The sequence below is a fragment of the Pseudoclavibacter sp. RFBG4 genome (genome assembly GCF_002931515.1).
Taxonomy (GTDB): domain Bacteria; phylum Actinomycetota; class Actinomycetes; order Actinomycetales; family Microbacteriaceae; genus Pseudoclavibacter.
On record NZ_PSYC01000029.1, the window covers coordinates 87,416 to 104,528 of the forward strand.

Annotated in this window: 15 protein-coding genes; 6 read left to right on the plus strand and 9 right to left on the minus strand. The window is 68.0% G+C overall.

Translation table 11 applies throughout. The annotated features are described in order from the left end of the window. Window positions 1–72: 72 nt before the first annotated feature. Entirely contained in the window at window positions 73–996 is a 924-nt protein-coding gene (locus C5E10_RS11750; protein WP_104331891.1) for a LysR family transcriptional regulator, read from the plus strand. On the opposite strand, the gene C5E10_RS11755 is transcribed toward C5E10_RS11750, so the two are convergent. After that, window positions 968–2,203, minus strand: a complete 1,236-nt coding sequence (locus tag C5E10_RS11755; protein WP_181062744.1) for an MFS transporter — start codon at window positions 2,201–2,203, stop codon at window positions 968–970. The genes C5E10_RS11750 and C5E10_RS11755 overlap by 29 nt on opposite strands. A 170-nt stretch (window positions 2,204–2,373) precedes the next feature. Here C5E10_RS11755 and purU point away from each other — a divergent pair, with 170 nt between their 5' ends. Next, on the plus strand, window positions 2,374–3,231 hold the full coding sequence (purU, locus tag C5E10_RS11760; RefSeq protein WP_374953506.1) for a formyltetrahydrofolate deformylase: 858 nt from the start codon (window positions 2,374–2,376) through the stop codon (window positions 3,229–3,231). Between the two features lie 647 nt (window positions 3,232–3,878). Further along, window positions 3,879–4,343: an endonuclease domain-containing protein gene (locus C5E10_RS19180; RefSeq protein WP_181062745.1), complete on the plus strand. Its 465-nt coding sequence runs from the start codon at window positions 3,879–3,881 to the stop codon at window positions 4,341–4,343. Window positions 4,344–4,482: 139 nt separating this feature from the next. Here C5E10_RS19180 and C5E10_RS11770 read toward each other — a convergent pair whose 3' ends face one another. After that, window positions 4,483–5,055 (minus strand): TetR/AcrR family transcriptional regulator, encoded by a 573-nt coding sequence (locus C5E10_RS11770; protein WP_104331807.1) that lies wholly within the window; start codon window positions 5,053–5,055, stop codon window positions 4,483–4,485. Window positions 5,056–5,142: 87 nt separating this feature from the next. Between C5E10_RS11770 and C5E10_RS11775 the strand changes: the two genes are divergently transcribed. Together C5E10_RS11775 and C5E10_RS11780 are read left to right on the plus strand one after the other, a co-directional pair. Continuing rightward, window positions 5,143–5,406 carry a hypothetical protein gene (locus tag C5E10_RS11775; protein WP_181062746.1) on the plus strand — a complete coding sequence of 88 codons (264 nt, stop codon included), beginning with the start codon at window positions 5,143–5,145 and terminating at the stop codon, window positions 5,404–5,406. After that, window positions 5,403–6,326: an NAD-dependent epimerase/dehydratase family protein gene (locus C5E10_RS11780; RefSeq protein ID WP_104331808.1), complete on the plus strand. Its 924-nt coding sequence runs from the start codon at window positions 5,403–5,405 to the stop codon at window positions 6,324–6,326. Before C5E10_RS11775 ends, C5E10_RS11780 begins: the two co-directional genes overlap by 4 nt. Before the next feature lie 162 nt (window positions 6,327–6,488). Here C5E10_RS11780 and C5E10_RS11785 read toward each other — a convergent pair whose 3' ends face one another. The 4 genes from C5E10_RS11785 to C5E10_RS11800 all read right to left on the minus strand — a co-directional run bounded on the left by C5E10_RS11785 (window position 6,489) and on the right by C5E10_RS11800 (window position 12,790). After that, on the minus strand, window positions 6,489–8,639 hold the full coding sequence (locus C5E10_RS11785) for an anthranilate synthase component I (protein ID WP_258071103.1): 2,151 nt from the start codon (window positions 8,637–8,639) through the stop codon (window positions 6,489–6,491). A gap of 24 nt (window positions 8,640–8,663) precedes the next feature. Beyond that, complete coding sequence (locus C5E10_RS11790) at window positions 8,664–10,460, minus strand: chromosome partitioning protein (RefSeq protein WP_104331809.1); 1,797 nt, start codon at window positions 10,458–10,460, stop codon at window positions 8,664–8,666. 16 nt (window positions 10,461–10,476) lie between these two features. Further along, a complete protein-coding gene (locus C5E10_RS11795; RefSeq protein ID WP_104331810.1) occupies window positions 10,477–11,475 on the minus strand; it encodes a malate dehydrogenase in 999 nt (332 codons plus the stop codon). Window positions 11,476–11,572: 97 nt separating this feature from the next. Then, window positions 11,573–12,790 carry an NADP-dependent isocitrate dehydrogenase gene (locus tag C5E10_RS11800; protein WP_104242572.1) on the minus strand — a complete coding sequence of 406 codons (1,218 nt, stop codon included), beginning with the start codon at window positions 12,788–12,790 and terminating at the stop codon, window positions 11,573–11,575. Between the two features lie 86 nt (window positions 12,791–12,876). Between C5E10_RS11800 and C5E10_RS11805 the strand changes: the two genes are divergently transcribed. Further along, a complete protein-coding gene (locus tag C5E10_RS11805; RefSeq protein WP_104331811.1) occupies window positions 12,877–13,353 on the plus strand; it encodes a GNAT family N-acetyltransferase in 477 nt (158 codons plus the stop codon). Between the two features lie 105 nt (window positions 13,354–13,458). Here the strand turns inward: C5E10_RS11805 and C5E10_RS19425 are convergent, their stop codons facing one another. From C5E10_RS19425 to purN, 3 genes are all read right to left on the minus strand, one after another. Beyond that, the gene (locus C5E10_RS19425; protein ID WP_258071104.1) at window positions 13,459–14,760 is read right to left on the minus strand and encodes a dimethylarginine dimethylaminohydrolase family protein; all 1,302 of its coding nucleotides are present in this window, start codon (window positions 14,758–14,760) and stop codon (window positions 13,459–13,461) included. 67 nt (window positions 14,761–14,827) lie between these two features. Continuing rightward, window positions 14,828–16,474: a bifunctional phosphoribosylaminoimidazolecarboxamide formyltransferase/IMP cyclohydrolase gene (gene purH / locus C5E10_RS11815; RefSeq protein WP_104331812.1), complete on the minus strand. Its 1,647-nt coding sequence runs from the start codon at window positions 16,472–16,474 to the stop codon at window positions 14,828–14,830. Further along, window positions 16,471–17,079: a phosphoribosylglycinamide formyltransferase gene (purN, locus tag C5E10_RS11820; RefSeq protein WP_104331813.1), complete on the minus strand. Its 609-nt coding sequence runs from the start codon at window positions 17,077–17,079 to the stop codon at window positions 16,471–16,473. Before purN ends, purH begins: the two co-directional genes overlap by 4 nt. Window positions 17,080–17,113: the final 34 nt, after the last annotated feature.

The window sequence follows — 17,113 nt, forward strand, 5'->3', positions numbered from 1 at the left end:
TCAGCACCGGACTTCCGTTAGGTAAAGTGAAGGAAATTGACGCGTTTTCATCAGTACGTGTGATGATTGATCATGCTCGACGTACGCAAGCTCCGACTCCTCCGCGAAGTGCAACTGCGGGGCACCCTGGCCGAAGTCGCCAAGGCCCTCAACTTCTCGCCGTCGGCCGTCTCGCAGCAGCTCTCAGCCCTCGAAGCGGAGCTCGGCGTCGAACTCCTCCGCAAGCACGGACGGCGCGTGCAGCTCACCCAGCAGGCCGAGATCCTCGCCGGACACACCGCAGAGATCCTCGAACGGCTCGAGATCGCCGAGCAGGAAGTGCTCGCCTCCTTCACCAGCGCCGTCGGCACCGTCCGTCTCGCCGTGTTCCAATCCGCGGCGCTCACCCTCATCCCGCCGCTGCTTCGCGTGCTCGCCGAAGAGCACCCAGGACTCCGCATCGAGATGGTCCAGCACGAACCCGAGTCGGCGCTGTTCGACACCTTCGCCGGTGACTTCGACGTCGTCGTCGCGGAGCAGTACCCGGGCCACGCCGCCCCGCACCACCCCGGCCTCGACAAGCGCCTCCTCACCGACGACGCCCTCCGTCTCGCCGTGCCCGTCGACTCACCCGTGACCACGCTCGCCGACACCAGCGAACTCGCCTGGGTCATGGAACCGCAAGGATCCGCGTCGCGCCACTGGGGCGAGCAGCAGTGCCGCGTCGCCGGCTTCGAGCCAGACGTCCGCTACGAGACCGCCGACCTGCAGGCGCAGATGCGCTTCATCGAGACCGGGCACGCCGTTGGCATCCTCAACGACCTCACCTGGGCGCACGCAGCCCCCAACGTGCGCTTCCTGCCGCTGACCGGCGACCCACGACGCGAGATCTTCACATCCATCCGCACGGCGAGCGCCGCATCGCCGACCATCGCCGCCGTCCGCGACGGACTGCAGCGGGTCGCCGACGACCTCAGCTCGACCGGACTCAGCTCGACTGCTGGGGCGGGCGCCTAGCCAGCACCGCGTCGAGCACCAGGGCGCTCACGAGCCCCAAGCCGACCATCGCGATGAAGAACACGGGCAGCGCCACGAGCCCTGCCGCATCCAGCAGCAGACCGCCGACCAGCGCGCCCGAGCCGATGCCGAAGTTGAAGCCAGACGTGTACAGGGCGCTCGACAGGTCGCGGTGACGAGACGGGGCTGCGTTCAGGATGCGCGACTGCAGCAGTGGCGGCAGCACCCCCATCCCGAGACCCCAGATGACCAGCGCGATGAGCGCGACCGTCGTGTCGTGCGCGAAGAGCAGCAGGGTCACCGCGACGAGCATCAGGAGGTAGCCCGTCGCCAGCCCCACCCGCGGCCGCGCCGTGAACACCACACCGGCCAGCGCAGTGCCACCCGCCGACGCGATGCCGTACGCGAAGAGCACGAGGCTCAGCGTCTCGACCGGGAAGCCGATCACATCGAGCGAGTATGGCGAGATGTACGAGTAGAACGCGTACTGCGCGGTCATCGTGATCAGCGTGATGACGCACAGCAGGATCACCGTCAGCAGGGAACGCTGCGCGAAGCGGATGCGCTTCACCGGCACCGCAGGCTCGTCCGAGTCATCCGGAAGCGCGATGGGCCGCGTATAGAACGAGTCGTCGAGGTGATTCACCCGAGGCAGCAGGAACCAGAGGAGCACCGCGACGAGCAGCGTGATGACCGCAAGCGAGCCGAACGCGAAGCGCCAGCCGAACGCCTGACCGAGCGCCGTGCCGATCGGAACGCCGAGGACGTACGCGATCGCCCCGCCGCCGAGCGTGATCGAGACGGCGCGCGTGAGCAGCTCCCTAGGAGCGATGAGCGAGATATACGAGGCGACGACCGCCCAGAACACGCCGTGCGCGAGGCCCGTGACGACACGCGTCACGACGAGCCACGCATAGCTTGGCGCGAACGCCGACGCGATCGAGCCGATCGCGAACACCGCGAGCACCACGACCAGCAGGGCGTGACGCGGAACACGCTTCGTGAGTGCCGTCAGCGGCGTGCTCGTCAACACGACCGTGAACGCGAAGATGGTCATCAGCCAGCCGATCTCCGCGCGAGTCGCGCCAAGATCGACCGTCATGAGCTCGAGGAGCCCGGTCGGGAGCATCTCGATCGTGACGCTGATGAACGTCGAGAACGCGAGCGCGATGAGAGGGACGAGCGGCAGCTTAGGGGCAGACGTCAACGGAGAAGAAGTAAGAGAAGTCATTCGCAGGATCCGAACGGCGCACTCCGGACGAGCGGAAGACCTCGTCAGGGAGTCGACTGCGTGCATACCGGCACGCCGGGGGCCGAGCGATCCGCTCGACCACGTCCGATTCTATACGGTGGCGTCAAGACGGCTACCCTGAACTCGTGATTCCAGAAGCGACTCGATGGGTGCTCACCCTCAACTGCCCAGACCAGCCAGGCATCGTCCACGCCGTCACGGGAGCCATAGTCGACTCCGCCGGCAACATCGAGGAGCTCCAGCAGTTCTCCTCGATCGACACTGGTCGCTTCTTCATGCGCGTGGACGTGCGCACCGACGCCAGCCGCGAGGAGCTCCTCGCGCGACTCGAGCCCGTCGCCGAGCGGTTCAGCGCGGAGGTCTCCCTCGACAACGCCGGCCGCCCCGTCCGCACCCTGGTCCTCGCGACCAAGGCCGGTCACTGCGTCAACGACCTCCTCTTCCGCCAGCGCTCCGGCCACCTGCAGATCGACGTGCCGCTTGTGCTCGCCAACAACGAAGCTCTCAAGGGCCTCGCCGAGTTCTACGAGGTGCCGTTCGAGTACCTGCCCGTCACCGGAGCAGACGAGAAGGCGGCATTCGAGGCGCGCATCCTGCAGGTCGTGGAGGAGCAGCAGATCGAGCTGGTCGTGCTCGCTCGCTACATGCAGATCCTCTCCCCCGAGCTGTGCGCGGAGCTCGCTGGCCGAGCCATCAACATCCACCACTCGTTCCTCCCCGGATTCAAGGGCGCGAACCCCTACCGGCAGGCGCACGCGCGGGGCGTGAAGCTCATCGGAGCCACCGCTCACTTCGTGACCAGCGACCTCGACGAGGGGCCGATCATCGAGCAGAACGTCGTGCGCGTCGACCACACGCGAGCACCCCAGGAGCTCATGGCCATCGGCCAGGACGAGGAATCGCGCACCCTCACGCAGGCCGTGAAGTGGTTCTCGGAGCACCGTGTGCTCCTCGACGGGCAGCGCACGATCATCTTCCACTGATTCGCGCTCCGGAGCGGCCTCGCTGGCGGCCGTCAGCAACCTCTGTCCAACATCGGTGCAATATCGCCGCTATCGACGCGTAAAGCACCGGATACCGCAAAAATTGCACTGATGTTGGTCAGGCGATTCCCGCACCGGCTGCCCGTGGACAGGGCGTTGTCCACAGGAAGAGCATCCTCCGGTCGCGGAGACGTTTGGCGCGATTCAGTGGGGGCATGCCGAAGAAGCTGCCGCCTCAGCCGTTCACACCGCCGCCAGGCGGCGTTTTCTCAAGGAAAGAATGGGACGAGAGCGGCAATACGCGCCGCTCGCTCGAATCGCTTCTCCGAGACGGCTCAGTCCAGCGCCCCGCCCCCGGCTGGTACTCGACCAGAGGAGCGTCGGTGGAGGCGATTCGGGCCGTGAGACTCCGCGCTCGCCTCACCTGCTTGAGTGCCCTGCGCGTGCATGGCGTCTGGACACCACAGAACAGAAGCCTTCACGCCAGAATCGCCGCGGGAGCCCGCGGCGTGACGACCTCACGCACCTCACCTGGCGACCCAACTGTCATCTGGCATCGGTGCGCCCGCAAACGCGATGAGGCTCTGACTCTGCGCGCGATCGACGATGTTGCGCTGTCCCTGAGCTGTGCCCTCACGTGTTTGCCGGTGAGAGACCTCGTCATCGTCGCGGACTCGGCGATCCAACTCGAAATGATCGACCACGGTGAGCTGAAGCTCCTGGCGGAAGGGCTTCCGTCGCACGCCATGAAGAAGCTCAAGTTCGTGGACGGGCGCAGCCAGTCCGGCACGGAGAGCAGAGTTCGTCTGTGGTTTCAGCTCAGGGGGGTCACGCCGAGACCGCAGGTGTGGATCTCGGGAGTCGGGTTCGTCGACCTCGTCATCGGGGAGCGCCTGGTCATCGAATGCGATTCCCGCGCTTTCCACGCAGACGAAGACCGATTTCGAACAGACCGCGAACGCGACCTCGTCCTGAAGTCCATGGGCTACCGCGTGCTGCGACTCACCTACGAGCAGGTCATGTTCCGCTGGCCACAGGTTGAGGCAGCGCTGCTCGCCCTGCTAGCGAGCGGCGCGCACCTGGCTACCGGCTCCCGCCAACGCAAAGCCTGACCAAGATGAGTGCAATATCCGGCGCTGGAGCACCTGAAAGTCCCAGAACGTCGAAATTCGCACTGATGTTGGACACGCCCGGTCGCCGGATTTCGGCAACGCGGGGTGACGATCGCGGCGGGGGGCGAAGGCGACGCGGCTAGGCGACTGAGGCCGCTGCTGCGGTGACCTGAGCGGCCAGTATCGACCTGCGGTCGGCATGTTCTGATGCCCCGTCGAGCATGATGTCGCGAAGCTGACCGAGTGTCCACCAGCCATTCACCAGCGTGACGACGCTGAGCAGCACGTGCCGCGACTCCGCCTCGCTCATTCCGGGACAGGCCGAGCGAATGGCGGCAGCCTTGCCGGCGCAGCGTGCAATGCGCTCCTCGAGCGCGAGTCCACCCTTGATCTCGAGCCCCTCCCAAGCCAGCAGCCGCGGAAGTTCCGGATGCTCGTCGTAGCGGTCGAAGAGGGCGGCAGCGTACGCGCCGACCGCCTCCGGACCCTCGCCCGTGAGCTCGGCCGCGTCGAAGATGCGCAGCAGAGCATGCTGGAGGACGCTCCCGAACAGCGCTTGCTTGTCCCCGAAGTACTGGTAGATGCGTTCCTTGTTGACGCCCGCATCCTTCGCGATTGCGTCGACCCTGGCACCGGAGCAGCCGCGTTCGCTGAAGTGGGTCGTCGCGGAATCGAGGAGGAGCTGCTTCGTGCGTTCCGTGTCCCAGGCCATGTCCCATGGTACCAACCCCAACCAAACAGTTGCTTTTAGGACCGAGCAGCCATAGGCTCCAACTCCAACCAAACGTTTGGAGTATCCATGCCTCCCATCTCAGTCCACGAGCGAGCCTTCGTCACCTGGCTCGCGATCTTCCCGCTCGTCTCGATCGTCGGTGCCCTCCTGACCCCCTTCACGAACTCCTGGCCGGGCCTGCTGGCGACCGCGCTCCTCACCGCCATCGTGGTGCTGCTGGCCGTCTACCTCGTCGTCCCACAGCTCACGAGGCTCTACCTCCTCGTTGCCCGCCGTGGCCGCAGGGCCGGCGGCGGTATCGCGACCCCACCTGCCGAACCTGCCGCGTGAAGGCGCTTGTCATCGGAGCGAGCGGCGCGGTCGGCACCAGCATCGTTGAGCACCTCGAAGCCCGCGGACATGCGGTGACGCGGGCCGCGCGGCGACCGCGCCCGGGCGTTGTGCGAGTGGACCTGCGGCGCGAGCTGGAGACATTCGCGACGCTCGCGAGTGAGCACGACGTCGTCATCAACGCGTCAGGGGTCGAGGACTCGGCCGTTGCTCGTCACCTCCACGGTGCAACCCTCGTCGACATCTCGGCGACCGGTGCCTACCTCAGGGCGCTCCGGCGCACAGCCGACACGGTCGGAGCCTCGGTCGTACTCGGTGCGGGTCTCGTGCCCGGCCTCAGCACCACCCTCGCCGGCGAGCTGGATGCGCAAGACGGCGACGCGATCGACATTGCGGTCATGCTCGGTGCCGGCGAGAAGCATGGGGCCGCAGCCGTCGCCTGGACGCGGTCGCTCGCCGGCTCCGCGGTCGTCTCCCGCCCGGAAGCCGGCGTGATCATGAACTTCCGGGAACGGCGCACGCTTCGCGGCGGCGACGGGAAGCGCCGCACCTACCTGCGGGCCGACTTCCCCGACCACACCCTGCTCGGCGTTCGCGGCGGATTCGCCGTCCGGAGCTACCTCGCGTTGAGCTCGCGCCCCGTCACTGCGGCGCTCGCGCTGGTCGGAGCCGTTCCGCCGCTCTCCAGTTTGGTCAGCGCGGCGCCCGCCATCGGCGACGACACCTGGGCAATCGCCGCGATCAACAGGCGGACGGGCGAACGGCGGGGCGCATCCGGACGCAACCAGTCGACGGCCACCGCCGAGCTCACGGTCGCACTCGCCGAGCGCTCGGCAGCGGCTGGACCGCACGGCAGCGTGACCGCGCACGATCTGGCGAGCTCCGAGGAACTCCAGGCCGCGCTCGGCGCTCGGCGCTGACTCGCTCTGGCCAGCTTGCGTGATGAGAGCTCACAGATCGCACGCGAGCTCACCTGATCGAGCCGTTCGTCACGGAAGTCGGCCAGGAGCCCCGCCGCCGCACAACAGCCAGCAACTCAGGCTCGGGCAGTGGCCAGCCCTGGTGGCAGCCCAGGCCGCGCCTCAGGCGGCGGGGACTCGGGCCGGGATGCGCTCCATGACGGCTTCGATGATGCGCTTCCCGGCAGAATCGCGCAGGGTCATGAGCGATTCCGGGTGGAACTGCACGGCGAAGATCGGCAGCTCACGGTGCTGGATGGCCATCGGGATGCCGTCGTCGTCGGAGGCGACGAGCACGAGGCTCTCGGGCATCGTCGCGGGGTCGATGTGCAGCGAGTGGTACCTGCCCGTGACGAACCGTTCGGGGAGCGCATCCAGGAAGCCTGGGTTGGTGACGATGACTTCACGCTCCTGGCCGTGCAGCGGGTACCCGAGCTGCCCGAGGGACGCACCGAAGTACTCCCCGATCGCCTGCTGGCCGAGGCACACGCCGAAGACCGGCAGCGAGCGTTCGACGATCTCGTCGAGCAGCTCTGCAGATTTGAAGTCGCTCGGAGCGCCGGGCCCCGGCGACATGACGACCAGCGACGGCTGCTGCTCATCGAGGATGCGCGCCATCTCCGAACGCTCGATGCCACCCTTCGGGATGCGGACCGTGCGCACCTCCGCGCCCGTCTCGCGCATGTAGCCGGCGAGCATCTGCACGAACGAGTCCTCGTGGTCGAGGAAGAGGATGCGGTGCCCGACTCCGGAGCGCACGGGCGCGGCCTCTGCGACGGGCTCTGGGGTGGCGCTCTCAGCGGAGGCGTCAAGGGCCTCGAGGAGCGCGGACGCCTTCATCTCCGTCTCGAGCTCCTCGGCGGCAGGGGTGGAGTCCATGAGGAGGGTGCCTCCCGCGCGAACCTCGGCGATGCCGTCGCGGATCATCGCGGTGCGGATCGTGAGGCCCGTGTTGACGTCGCCGTTGGCGAGGAGCACGCCGATGGCGCCGCCGTACCAGGTGCGGGGGCTGCGTTCGTGCTCGTCGATGAACCGCATGGCCCAGATCTTCGGGGCTCCGGTGACGGTGACCGCCCACATGTGGGTGGCGAACGCGTCAAGTCCGTCGAACTCAGGCCGCAGCCTGCCCTCGACGTGGTCGACCGTGTGGATGACCTTCGAGTACAGCTCGACCTGCCGCCTGCCGATAATCTTGATCGACTCGGGCTCGCAGACGCGCGACTTGTCGTTGCGGTCGACGTCGGTGCACATCGTGAGCTCCGAGCGGTCCTTGTCGCTGTTGAGCAGTTCCAGGATGCGGTCGGCGTCTTCGATCGCGTCGGCCCCGCGGGCGATGGTGCCCGAGATCGGCACGGTCTCGACGCGGCTGCCGGCGACCCGGACGAACATCTCTGGGCTGGCGCTCACGAGGAACTCCTGGCCGCCGAGGTTCATAAGGGCCCCGTAGGGGGCCGGGTTGTTGCGCTTCAGGTAGGCGAAGACGTCGGCGGGGCTTGTGCGCACGGGACGGCGGAAGGCCTGGCCTGGCACGACCTCGAAGAGATCGCCGCGTGCGAACGAGGCCTTGGCCGACTCGACGAGGGCCGCGTACTCCCCCGGCTCGTGGTCGCGGGACGACTGAGCGGAAGCTGCGGGCGAGACGAAGGGGCTGAGCACCTCAGTGCGGGGCATCCCCTCGGTCGAGGTGGTGCCGTCGGAGAACTCGAAGTCGTGCCTGGTGGCGTCGCCGCGCTGCCGGTCGACGGCGAGCACGGAGTCGGGCAGGAAGACGACGAGGTCGCGCTGGTCTCCGCCGTTCGGCGCCTCGAGGGCCTCGATCTGCCGGACGAGGTCGTAGCCGAACGAGCCGTAGAGGCCGAGGTGCGGGACGTCGTCCGGCATGGTCTCGATGATGGCGCGCAGCACGCTGAAGCTGGACCGCCTGCGGGTGCGCTGCTCCTCTGGGATGATCTCGTCGCGCTGCGAGGTCACGTCGATCTCGACCTCGCCGTCGGCGAGCACTCGCACGGTGACTCCGTCGAGGCGCTCGAAGGCGGCGGTGAATGCACGCAGCGGGATATTCCCGCGCTCGTTCAGCGTGCGCATGCGCAACGCGAACCCGCGCCCCTCGATCATGAGCGGCGGATCTATGAATCCGATGTCCCATCGCGTGTACCTGCCCGGGTACTCGACGCCGGATGAGAGGACGACGCCGTAGCGGTCGTTGAGACCGGTCTGGATGTCATCCATCTCTTCCGGGCTGGCAGCACGGGAGGTGTGGGAGATCGTGAGCACTGGGTTCCTAGGTCTGGGGTTCGGTCAGAGGCGTTCCGCGATGGCGGCGGTCGCGGTGCGCCACGCATCTCGCGTCGCCGGCTTGAGGCTCGAGACGCTGAGCTCGCCGCCGCCGACGAAGGCGTGGTCGTACGGTACCTCAACGACGGCCCGCGTGAGCCGCTCGAAGTGGTGGTGCAGACGCTCCTTGAGCGCCTGGTCCTCTTTCGCGGAGGGGCTGGAGAGGATCGTGACGGCATTCTCGAGCTTCTCCCCGAAGCCCCGTTCGCGCAGTCCGTCCGCGAGCCAGGCTGCGGACGCGGCGGTGTCCTCTCTGGCCGTGGAGACGATGACGAGCTGGTCGGCGACGTCGAGGGCCGCCTCCCAGTTGCTGGCGCGCATGTTGTTGCCGGTGTCGACGACGAGGACGCGGTAGAAGCGGCTCAGGGTGCGGTGCATGCGCGAGAACGCCTCTGCGTCGATGATCGCCGCGGAGGCCGCGTCGTCGTCGGATGCGAGCACGTCGAACTGCGCGTCACCCTGCGGTCGCACGAATCGGTCGACGTCGGCGATGGTCGCGCCTCCAGAGACCTCGAACCTCGGCAGCTGCCGCAGGAAGTCGACGGCCGTGTTGCGGTGGCTGCCGGCGTGCGAGCGCCACCCGAGGGTGCCGCGGGTCTCGTTGTTGTCCCAGGCGAGCGTGTAGCCGCCGCGGATCTCGCCGAACGTGGCGGCGATCATGAGGGTCGCGGTGGTCTTGTGCGCGCCGCCCTTGGGGTTCATGACGACGACGGTGCGCGAGCCGTCGAACTGCCGCTGCACTCGGCGGATCTCGTCGCGCTTGACTCGCTCGGCCTCGCCTGGGCCGAGCTTGATGAGTCCGCCCGTTCCGAGGCGCAGGGCGCTGCGCCATCCCTGCTGCGCCGGGGCCTCCGGGGCTGCCTGCTTGTCGGCGAGCAGGTCGGCGAGCGTCGGGGCCGAGGTGTCGCTCTTCCGGCGTTCCGGCGCGGTTGCGGATGCGGATGCGGATGCGGATGCGGCTCTGGCGACCGCTCCTGCGGTGGCGGATGCTGCGACCGGGGCCGGGTTCGCCGGTTCTGGTGCCGTACCTGGACGAGCCAGCTCACGCGCTCCCGTCTCAGCGCGTTCCAGCTCTTCGAGCTCCCGCATCTGACGCGCATCCCGGGGGAATCTCGGCTGCCACGGCTGCGTGTCCTCGAGGCCGTCCTCGTCGATCCGGTCCTCGAACCAGACCGGGGGCGTCTCCGCGTTCGACGGGGAGCCCGCTTCGTCGTCGTGCTGCTCGGTCCCCTCGGGCGCAGACCCGGTCGCGGGAAGCCCTGCTTCGGGTACCGGCGCTGGCTGCGCGACCTCAGCCTCCTGGTCGAGTGCATGGTGCATCATCTCGACCCTCGGGATGCGCACGGTCTCATGCACGTTGCCCTGCGGGAGGAATCCGTCGCTGTTGGCTCCGGGCGTCTCTTCTCGGCGCTCCTCAGCGGCAGCGTCGGGCGAAGGCCCGGTCGCCGTCGCGCCGGGGGCGAGTCGGTCCGTGAGCTCGTCCTCGCCAGGCGCCAGCTCGCCGACGTCGCCTGTCTCGATGAGGCTCCCGTCCGGGGAGACGCGGAGCGGGAAGACACCGTCGATGTCGATCGTGCGCAAGTCGATCACGATCTCCTCGCGCGTCGCGCGGTCGACGACTCGCGTCATGATCGCCGACCGAAGCTCATCCGCGTCGGCCGCGATGATGCGCTCGACCGAGTCGCCTTCCCGAATCTCGCCGACGCCATCGCGGCGGATCAGCACCTCGAGCGCGAGGATGTCCGGTTCGGCATTGGTCATTGCAGCTCTTCTCACTTCAGGAGGTCGACGGAACGAATCCCAGACCGACAACGCTATCGCGTTCGGCTTCGAGGTCTGCGACCGTCGCCGCGAGGCGCGTTCGCGTCACCTCGCCGAGCTCGAGCCCCTCGACGACCTGCCAGTCGCCGCCGCTGGACGTCACCGGAACACCCGCGACGAGGCCCTCGGGAATGCCGTAGTCGCCCTTCGAGGGGAGCGCGGCCGTCGTCCAGTTGCCCTCGGGGGTCCCGAGTACCCAGTCACGGACGTGGTCGACCGCGGCGGATGCCGCCGAAGCGGCCGACGACGCACCTCGCGCCGCGATGATCGCGGCTCCCCTCGTGGCAACGGTCGTGACGAACTCGCCGTCGATCCAGGCGTCGTCGGCGATGCGCTCACGAATCGGGACGCCATCGATCGTGCCGTGATCGACGTCCGGTACCTGCGTGTTCGAGTGGTTTCCCCAGACGTGGATGCGCGACACGTCGCCGGCGCCGACGCCGGCCTTCGCGGCGAGCTGGGCGATCGCACGGTTGTGATCGAGGCGCATCATGGCCGTGAAGCGCTCGGCCGGGACGTCCGGCGCTGCGGCACGCGCGATCGCCGCGTTGGTGTTGGCGGGGTTGCCGACGACGAGCACGCGGACGTCATCGGCGGCGTGCTTTCCGATCGCGCGGCCCTGGGGCGCGAAGATGCCGCCGTTCGCTTCGAGCAGGTCGGCGCGGTCCATGCCCTCGCGCCTCGGCATCGACCCGACGAGCAGGGCGATGCTCGTGCCGTCGAAGGCCGCATCCGCATCGTCGAAGACGTCCACTGAGCGCAGCAGCGGGAAGGCGCCGTCGGCGAGCTCCAGAGCCGTTCCCTCTGCTGCCTTGACCGCCTGCGGGATCTCCAGGAGCCGGAGCGCGACCGGAGCATCGCCGAGCATGGCGCCCGATGCGATGCGGAAGAGGAGCGAGTAGCCGATATTCCCGGCTGCTCCCGTGACGGTGATGCGGACTGGCGCGGTGCTCATGTCTCCACCCTATTCGGACAACGCAGAAGCCCCGCATGCTGCCGAGGCAGGATGCGGGGCTTCCGAGGCGAGAGCCTCGTGTGCGGTCGGGTGTCGCTTACGCGGACACCCGCGCTGCCAGGTTCTCGGCGATCGAGTTCATGAAGTCGTCGGTCGTCTGGAAGGGGGTTCCCTCGCCGACGAGCGCGGCGAGGTCCTTCGTCATCTTGCCCGACTCGACGGTCTCGATGACAACCTCTTCGAGGGCCTGCGTGAAGTCGATGAGCTCCTGGTTGCCGTCGAGCTTGCCGCGGTGCGCGAGGCCGCGCGTCCAGGCGTAGATCGAGGCGATCGGGTTCGTCGACGTGGGCTTGCCCTGCTGGTGCTGGCGGTAGTGGCGCGTGACCGTGCCGTGCGCGGCCTCAGCCTCGACGACCTTGCCGTCGGGTGTCGTGAGGACGCTCGTCATGAGGCCGAGCGAGCCGAAGCCCTGCGCGACGGTGTCGGACTGGACGTCGCCGTCGTAGTTCTTGCAGGCCCAGACGTAGCCGCCCTCCCACTTGAGCGACGCCGCGACCATGTCGTCGATGAGGCGGTGCTCGTAGGTGATGCCTGCTGCGTCGAACTTCTCCTTGAACTCGGCCTCGAAGATCTCCTGGAAGATGTCCTTGAAGCGACCGTCGTACTTCTTCAGGATGGTGTTCTTCGTCGACAGGTACACGGGGTAGCCGCGCGTGAGGCCGTAGTTGAGCGACGCGCGAGCGAAGTCGGTGATGGATGCGTCGAGGTTGTACTGCACCTGCGCGATTCCGTCGCCCGGCGAGTGGAACACCTCGAACTTCTGCGGCTCGGAGCCGTCGTCCGGCGTGAACTCGACCGTGAGCTTGCCCTCTCCCGCGAAGCGGAAGTCGGTGGCACGGTACTGGTCGCCGAACGCGTGGCGGCCGACGATGATCGGCTTGTTCCAGCCCGGCACGAGGCGCGGGATGTTCGAGATGATGATGGGCTCGCGGAAGATGACGCCGCCCAGGATGTTGCGGATCGTGCCGTTCGGGGAGCGCCACATCTGCTTGAGGCCGAACTCCTCGACGCGTGCCTCGTCAGGGGTGATCGTCGCGCACTTGATGCCGACGCCGTGCTTCTGGATCGCGTGCGCCGCGTCGACCGTGATCTGGTCGTCCGTCTCGTCGCGCTTCTCGATGCCCAGGTCGTAGTACTCGAGGTTCACGTCGAGGTACGGGTGGATGAGCGTGTCCTTGATCTTCTGCCAGATGATGCGGGTCATCTCGTCGCCGTCGAGCTCGACAACCGTTCCTTCGACCTTGATCTTCGCCATAGAGTTCTCCTTCTGAGCGCGGTTTGCCTCCAGCTTACCGGGGCCGCATTCGGAGGATTACTCAGACGGAGCGCTACTCTGCATCCATGAGCGAGCTGTATATCGAAGAGCTGTCCGCCGACAACATCGTCGCCGCCAACACGCTCACACTGAAACCAGGCCAGGAGGCGTTCGTCGCGCCTGTCTCGCACTCCATCTCGGAGGCCTACGTCAGCCAGTCGACGTCGTGGCCGAGGGTCGTCGTGCTCGATGGTCGAGTCGTGGGCTTCATCATGGCGAACTTCGACGAGGACGCTCCCGACGAGCTGTTCCGGGCCACGATCATGCGCATGAACGTCGATGCCGACTTCCAGCGCCGTGGTGTCGGGTCGTTCGCGGTGACGGCGATCCTCGATGAGGCTGCGCGTCGCGGTTTCGACAAGGTGACCACCATCTGGGAAGAGGGCGACCTCGGGCCTGGCGACTTCTTCCGCAGCCTCGGGTTCGTCGTCACCGGCGAGACCCAGTACGGAGAGACGATCGGCGAGCGGGAGCTCAGTCAGCACGGAACCGGCTCGCTGTAAAGCCGTTCGACCCAAATCGCTGCCCGGCGTTTCACCCTCTCGCGATCCCGCGAGGGGGTGAAACGCCGGGCAGCGATCGTGGTGGAGCCGGGGATGCGGTCGCGTCTAGTAGGCGCGAGCCGACAGGCAGGTGACCCCGCCCTCGAGCTTCTCGAACTCCGAGATGTCGAGGGTGACGACGTTGTAGCCGAGGCGCTTGACGAGCTTCGCGGTCGCCGGTGCGGCAGCCGAGACGAGCACGGTGTCCGCATCCAGCGGCAGGATGCTCGCACCGAGCAGCTCGGGTGCCTCGATGTAGCCGCCGAACAGCGAGGGCTGCTCGAGCGCGGGAGTCCAGGCGAGGACGGTGCCATCTGGCAGGGCGGTCGCGACCGTCTTCAGGTGCAGCGCCCCGGTGATGGGCACCGCGACGACGCGGTAGCCGAGATCGAGTGCGATCTCGCGCAGGGCGCGGATGCCCTCGGCGTTCGTGCGCGTGGACGCGCCGACGTAGACGGTGTCGCCCGCGAGGAGCACGTCGCCCCCGTCGAGGGTCGCCGGGGCCTCGATCTCCATCGTGACGAACTCGGTCTCGGCGAGCGCAGCGCGAACGCCAGGCAGCTCGGCGCGGCGGGAAGACGCCCCGCTGCGACCCAGGATCGCCACCTGGCCGAGCACGATGACCTGGTCCTCGGTGAAGACCGAGTCCGGCATGGTCTCAGCCGCTGGCACCTCGCGGGTCTCCCAGCCGTGCTCGTCCAGCAGCGCGACGTACGACTCCCACTGCTCGTTGGCGCGATTGCGATCGACGCTCACGCGCTCCTGGAAGGTGACCTGGGCATCCTGCGGGTTCGCGGCGGGGATGCGCACGAGCGCCAGCTTGCTGTTCGACTCCGCGAACCGACGGAGCTCCCCCGCGTGCGCGACGCGAGACGACACCTCCCGGAGCATCTCGGCGACCTGCCGGCGGAACAGCGTCGGCCCGATGAGTGCCGTGAACACGGTGCCGGAGACGAGGAACACGAAGTTGAGCCCGAAAAACTCCGTGAAGATCGCGGACCACGTCTCGCCGGTGAACTCAGCGCCGCCTGTCGCGAGCCGGACGACGTAGCCGACCGTTCCTGCGATGAGCGCGAGCACGAACCCGGCGATCGCGGCGATCCACCAGTTGCGGAGCCACCCGAGCCAGCCGACGAGCGTGACGAGGATCAGCAGGAGGAGCACCGGCAGCGAGTAGAAGTCGAACGTGTCGGTGAGCGTCGTGAGCGGCGAGATGACTCCCGTGAGGTCTCGCTCGTTCATGACGACGAGCGAGGTGAGGAGTGTCGCCAACGCGACGCCCATCGCCGCGACGAGCGCCGCGTTGAAGCGCGTTCCGCCGTCGAGCTCGCTGACGCGGGTGACGGGTTGGGAGTTCTTGGTGCTCAATTGCTGCTCTCGTGGGTCTCGATTGCGGGCGCGGTCAGATCGCGCGGGTCGCGCGGATCAGCGCGGATCAGTGGAAGAAGTGGCGCTCACCCGTGAAGTACATCGTCACGCCCGCCTTCTCGGCGGCCGCGATGACTTCCTCGTCGCGGATGGATCCGCCCGGCTGCACGACGGCGCTCACGCCGGCCTCGAGCAGCACTTCGAGGCCGTCGGCGAACGGGAAGAACGCGTCGGACGCGGCGACGGACCCTGCGGCCCGCTCCCCCGCCCGCGAGACGGCGAGGTGGCAGGAGTCGACGCGGTTGACCTGCCCCATGCCGACCCCGACGGAGGCTCCGTCAGCGGCGAGGAGGATCGCGTTTGACTTCACGGCGCGGCAGGCTCGCCACGCGAACTCGAGGTCCTCGACGGTCTGCCCGGTGGCGGGGGCCCCGGATACGAGAGTCCAGCTCTCGATGAGCGACACGTTCGGCTCGAAGCGGTCTGCGCTCTGGACGAGGAACCCGCCGGAGATCTGGCGGACCTCGCGCTCCTCTTGAGTCGGGTTCGCGGGAAGCTGGAGGAGGCGGACGTTCTTCTTCGCTCGCAGCACCTCGAGCGCCTCTGGGGCGAAGCTCGGCGCGATGACGACTTCGGTGAAGATCTTTGCGAGCGTCTGCGCCATCTCGAGCGAGACCTCGCGGTTGGCGGCGACGACCCCGCCGTAGGCGCTGACCGGGTCGCAGGCGTGCGCACGACGGTGGGCCTCGGCGATGGCCTCGGCCGGCGCGAGACCTTCAGGCGCGATCGCGATGCCGCAGGGGTTGGCGTGCTTGATGATGGCGACCGCCGGCGAGGTGTGGTCGAACGCCGCGCGGAGGGCCGCGTCGGCGTCGACGTAGTTGTTGTACGACATCTCCTTGCCGTGGAGCTGCTCGGCCTGCGCGATGCCCCGGCCGTCGGCGCGCCCGTACACGGCCGCGACCTGGTGCGAGTTCTCGCCGTAGCGAAGGACTGCGAGCTGGCTTCCCTTGATCGTGAAGGAGCCGGGGAGCGCGTCGGACGCCGAGCCAGCTGCGGGCTCCGCGGTTCCTGCGGATTCGACCTCCAGGATGTGCGAAGCGAACCACGCGCCGACGGCCTGGTCGTAGCTCGACGTGTGCTGGAACGCGGCGGCGGCGAGTGCGCGACGCGTCGACAGCGTCACACCTCCGCCAGAGATCTCGTCGAGAACCCTGGTGTAGTCGCTCGGAGACGTGACGATCGTGGCGTTCGCGAAGTTCTTTGCGGAGGCGCGCACGAGTGCGGGGCCGCCGATGTCGATCTGCTCGATGATGGCCGGAGCATCCGCCCCGGAGGCGACCGTCTCGACGAAGGGGTAGAGGTTCACGACGATGAGCTCGAACGGCTCGATGCCGAGCTCCTCGAGCTGGCGGAGGTGGTCGGCGATCCGCCGGTCGGCGAGGATCCCGGCGTGCACGCCGGGGTGCAGCGTCTTGACGCGACCATCCAGCGACTCCGGGAACCCGGTCACCTGCTGCACATCCGTGACGTCGAAGCCCGCCTCGCGGATGGTCTTCGCGGTCGAGCCGGTGGAGACGATCTCGACCCCGGCTGCCTTCAGTCCCGCAGCAAGCTCGAGCAGGCCGCTCTTGTCGCTCACGGACACGAGCGCGCGCTTGGGCTCGATCCGCTCGAGGGTGGTCAGCGATTCGTGTGAAGCGGGAGTGCTCATGCGTTGGCTCTTTCCTCGAGTGCGATTTCGCCGGAGGCCACGCCTCTGACGGTGTCTTCCAGCAGACGGCGCTCCGCGACCTTGATGCGGCCGTGGAGCAGCTCCTCGGTGTCACCGGGGAGTACGGGGATGCGGACGCGATCGACGATCGGACCGGTGTCGACGCCGTTGTCGACGATGATGATGGAGGCGCCCGTCTCTGACACGCCGGCTTCGAGCGCGTCGCGCACGGCGTGGGCGCCTGGGAACTCGGGCAGGTACGCGGGGTGGGTGTTCAGGAGACGCGGGGCCAGCGCATCCACCATGGCGGGCGGCACGAGCCGCATGAAGCCGGAGAGCAGCGTGAGGTCCGGCTCGAAGCTCTGGATCTGCGCGAGCAGCTCTGCGCCCCAGGCCGCCCGGTCGGCGAAGTCCTTCGGTCGCACCACGAACGACGGGATGCCGAAGTCCTGCGCGAGCGCGAGGCCTGCTGCAGGCCGGTCGGCTCCGATCGCCACGATCTCGGCGCCGATGGGCGACGCGGAATCGGCGGAGGTCCGGAGTGTCTCGAGCAGCGCCTGCAGGTTCGAACCCGCGCCGGAGATGAGGACGACTACCTTGAGCACCGGGTCAGTCTAATCGCTGCGCACGGTCGGGGCT

What these genes read in the sequence shown, in the direction of transcription:
- C5E10_RS11770 (WP_104331807.1), bottom strand. Translation starts at nt 5,055, where the DNA reads ATGGCCTGGGACACGGAACGCACGAAGCAGCTCCTCCTCGATTCCGCG.
- C5E10_RS11795 (WP_104331810.1), bottom strand. Translation starts at nt 11,475, where the DNA reads ATGAGCACCGCGCCAGTCCGCATCACCGTCACGGGAGCAGCCGGGAAT.
- C5E10_RS11775 (WP_181062746.1), top strand. Translation starts at nt 5,143, where the DNA reads ATGCCTCCCATCTCAGTCCACGAGCGAGCCTTCGTCACCTGGCTCGCG.
- C5E10_RS11805 (WP_104331811.1), top strand. Translation starts at nt 12,877, where the DNA reads ATGAGCGAGCTGTATATCGAAGAGCTGTCCGCCGACAACATCGTCGCC.
- C5E10_RS11790 (WP_104331809.1), bottom strand. Translation starts at nt 10,460, where the DNA reads ATGACCAATGCCGAACCGGACATCCTCGCGCTCGAGGTGCTGATCCGC.
- purH (WP_104331812.1), bottom strand. Translation starts at nt 16,474, where the DNA reads ATGAGCACTCCCGCTTCACACGAATCGCTGACCACCCTCGAGCGGATC.
- C5E10_RS11750 (WP_104331891.1), top strand. Translation starts at nt 73, where the DNA reads ATGCTCGACGTACGCAAGCTCCGACTCCTCCGCGAAGTGCAACTGCGG.
- C5E10_RS11800 (WP_104242572.1), bottom strand. Translation starts at nt 12,790, where the DNA reads ATGGCGAAGATCAAGGTCGAAGGAACGGTTGTCGAGCTCGACGGCGAC.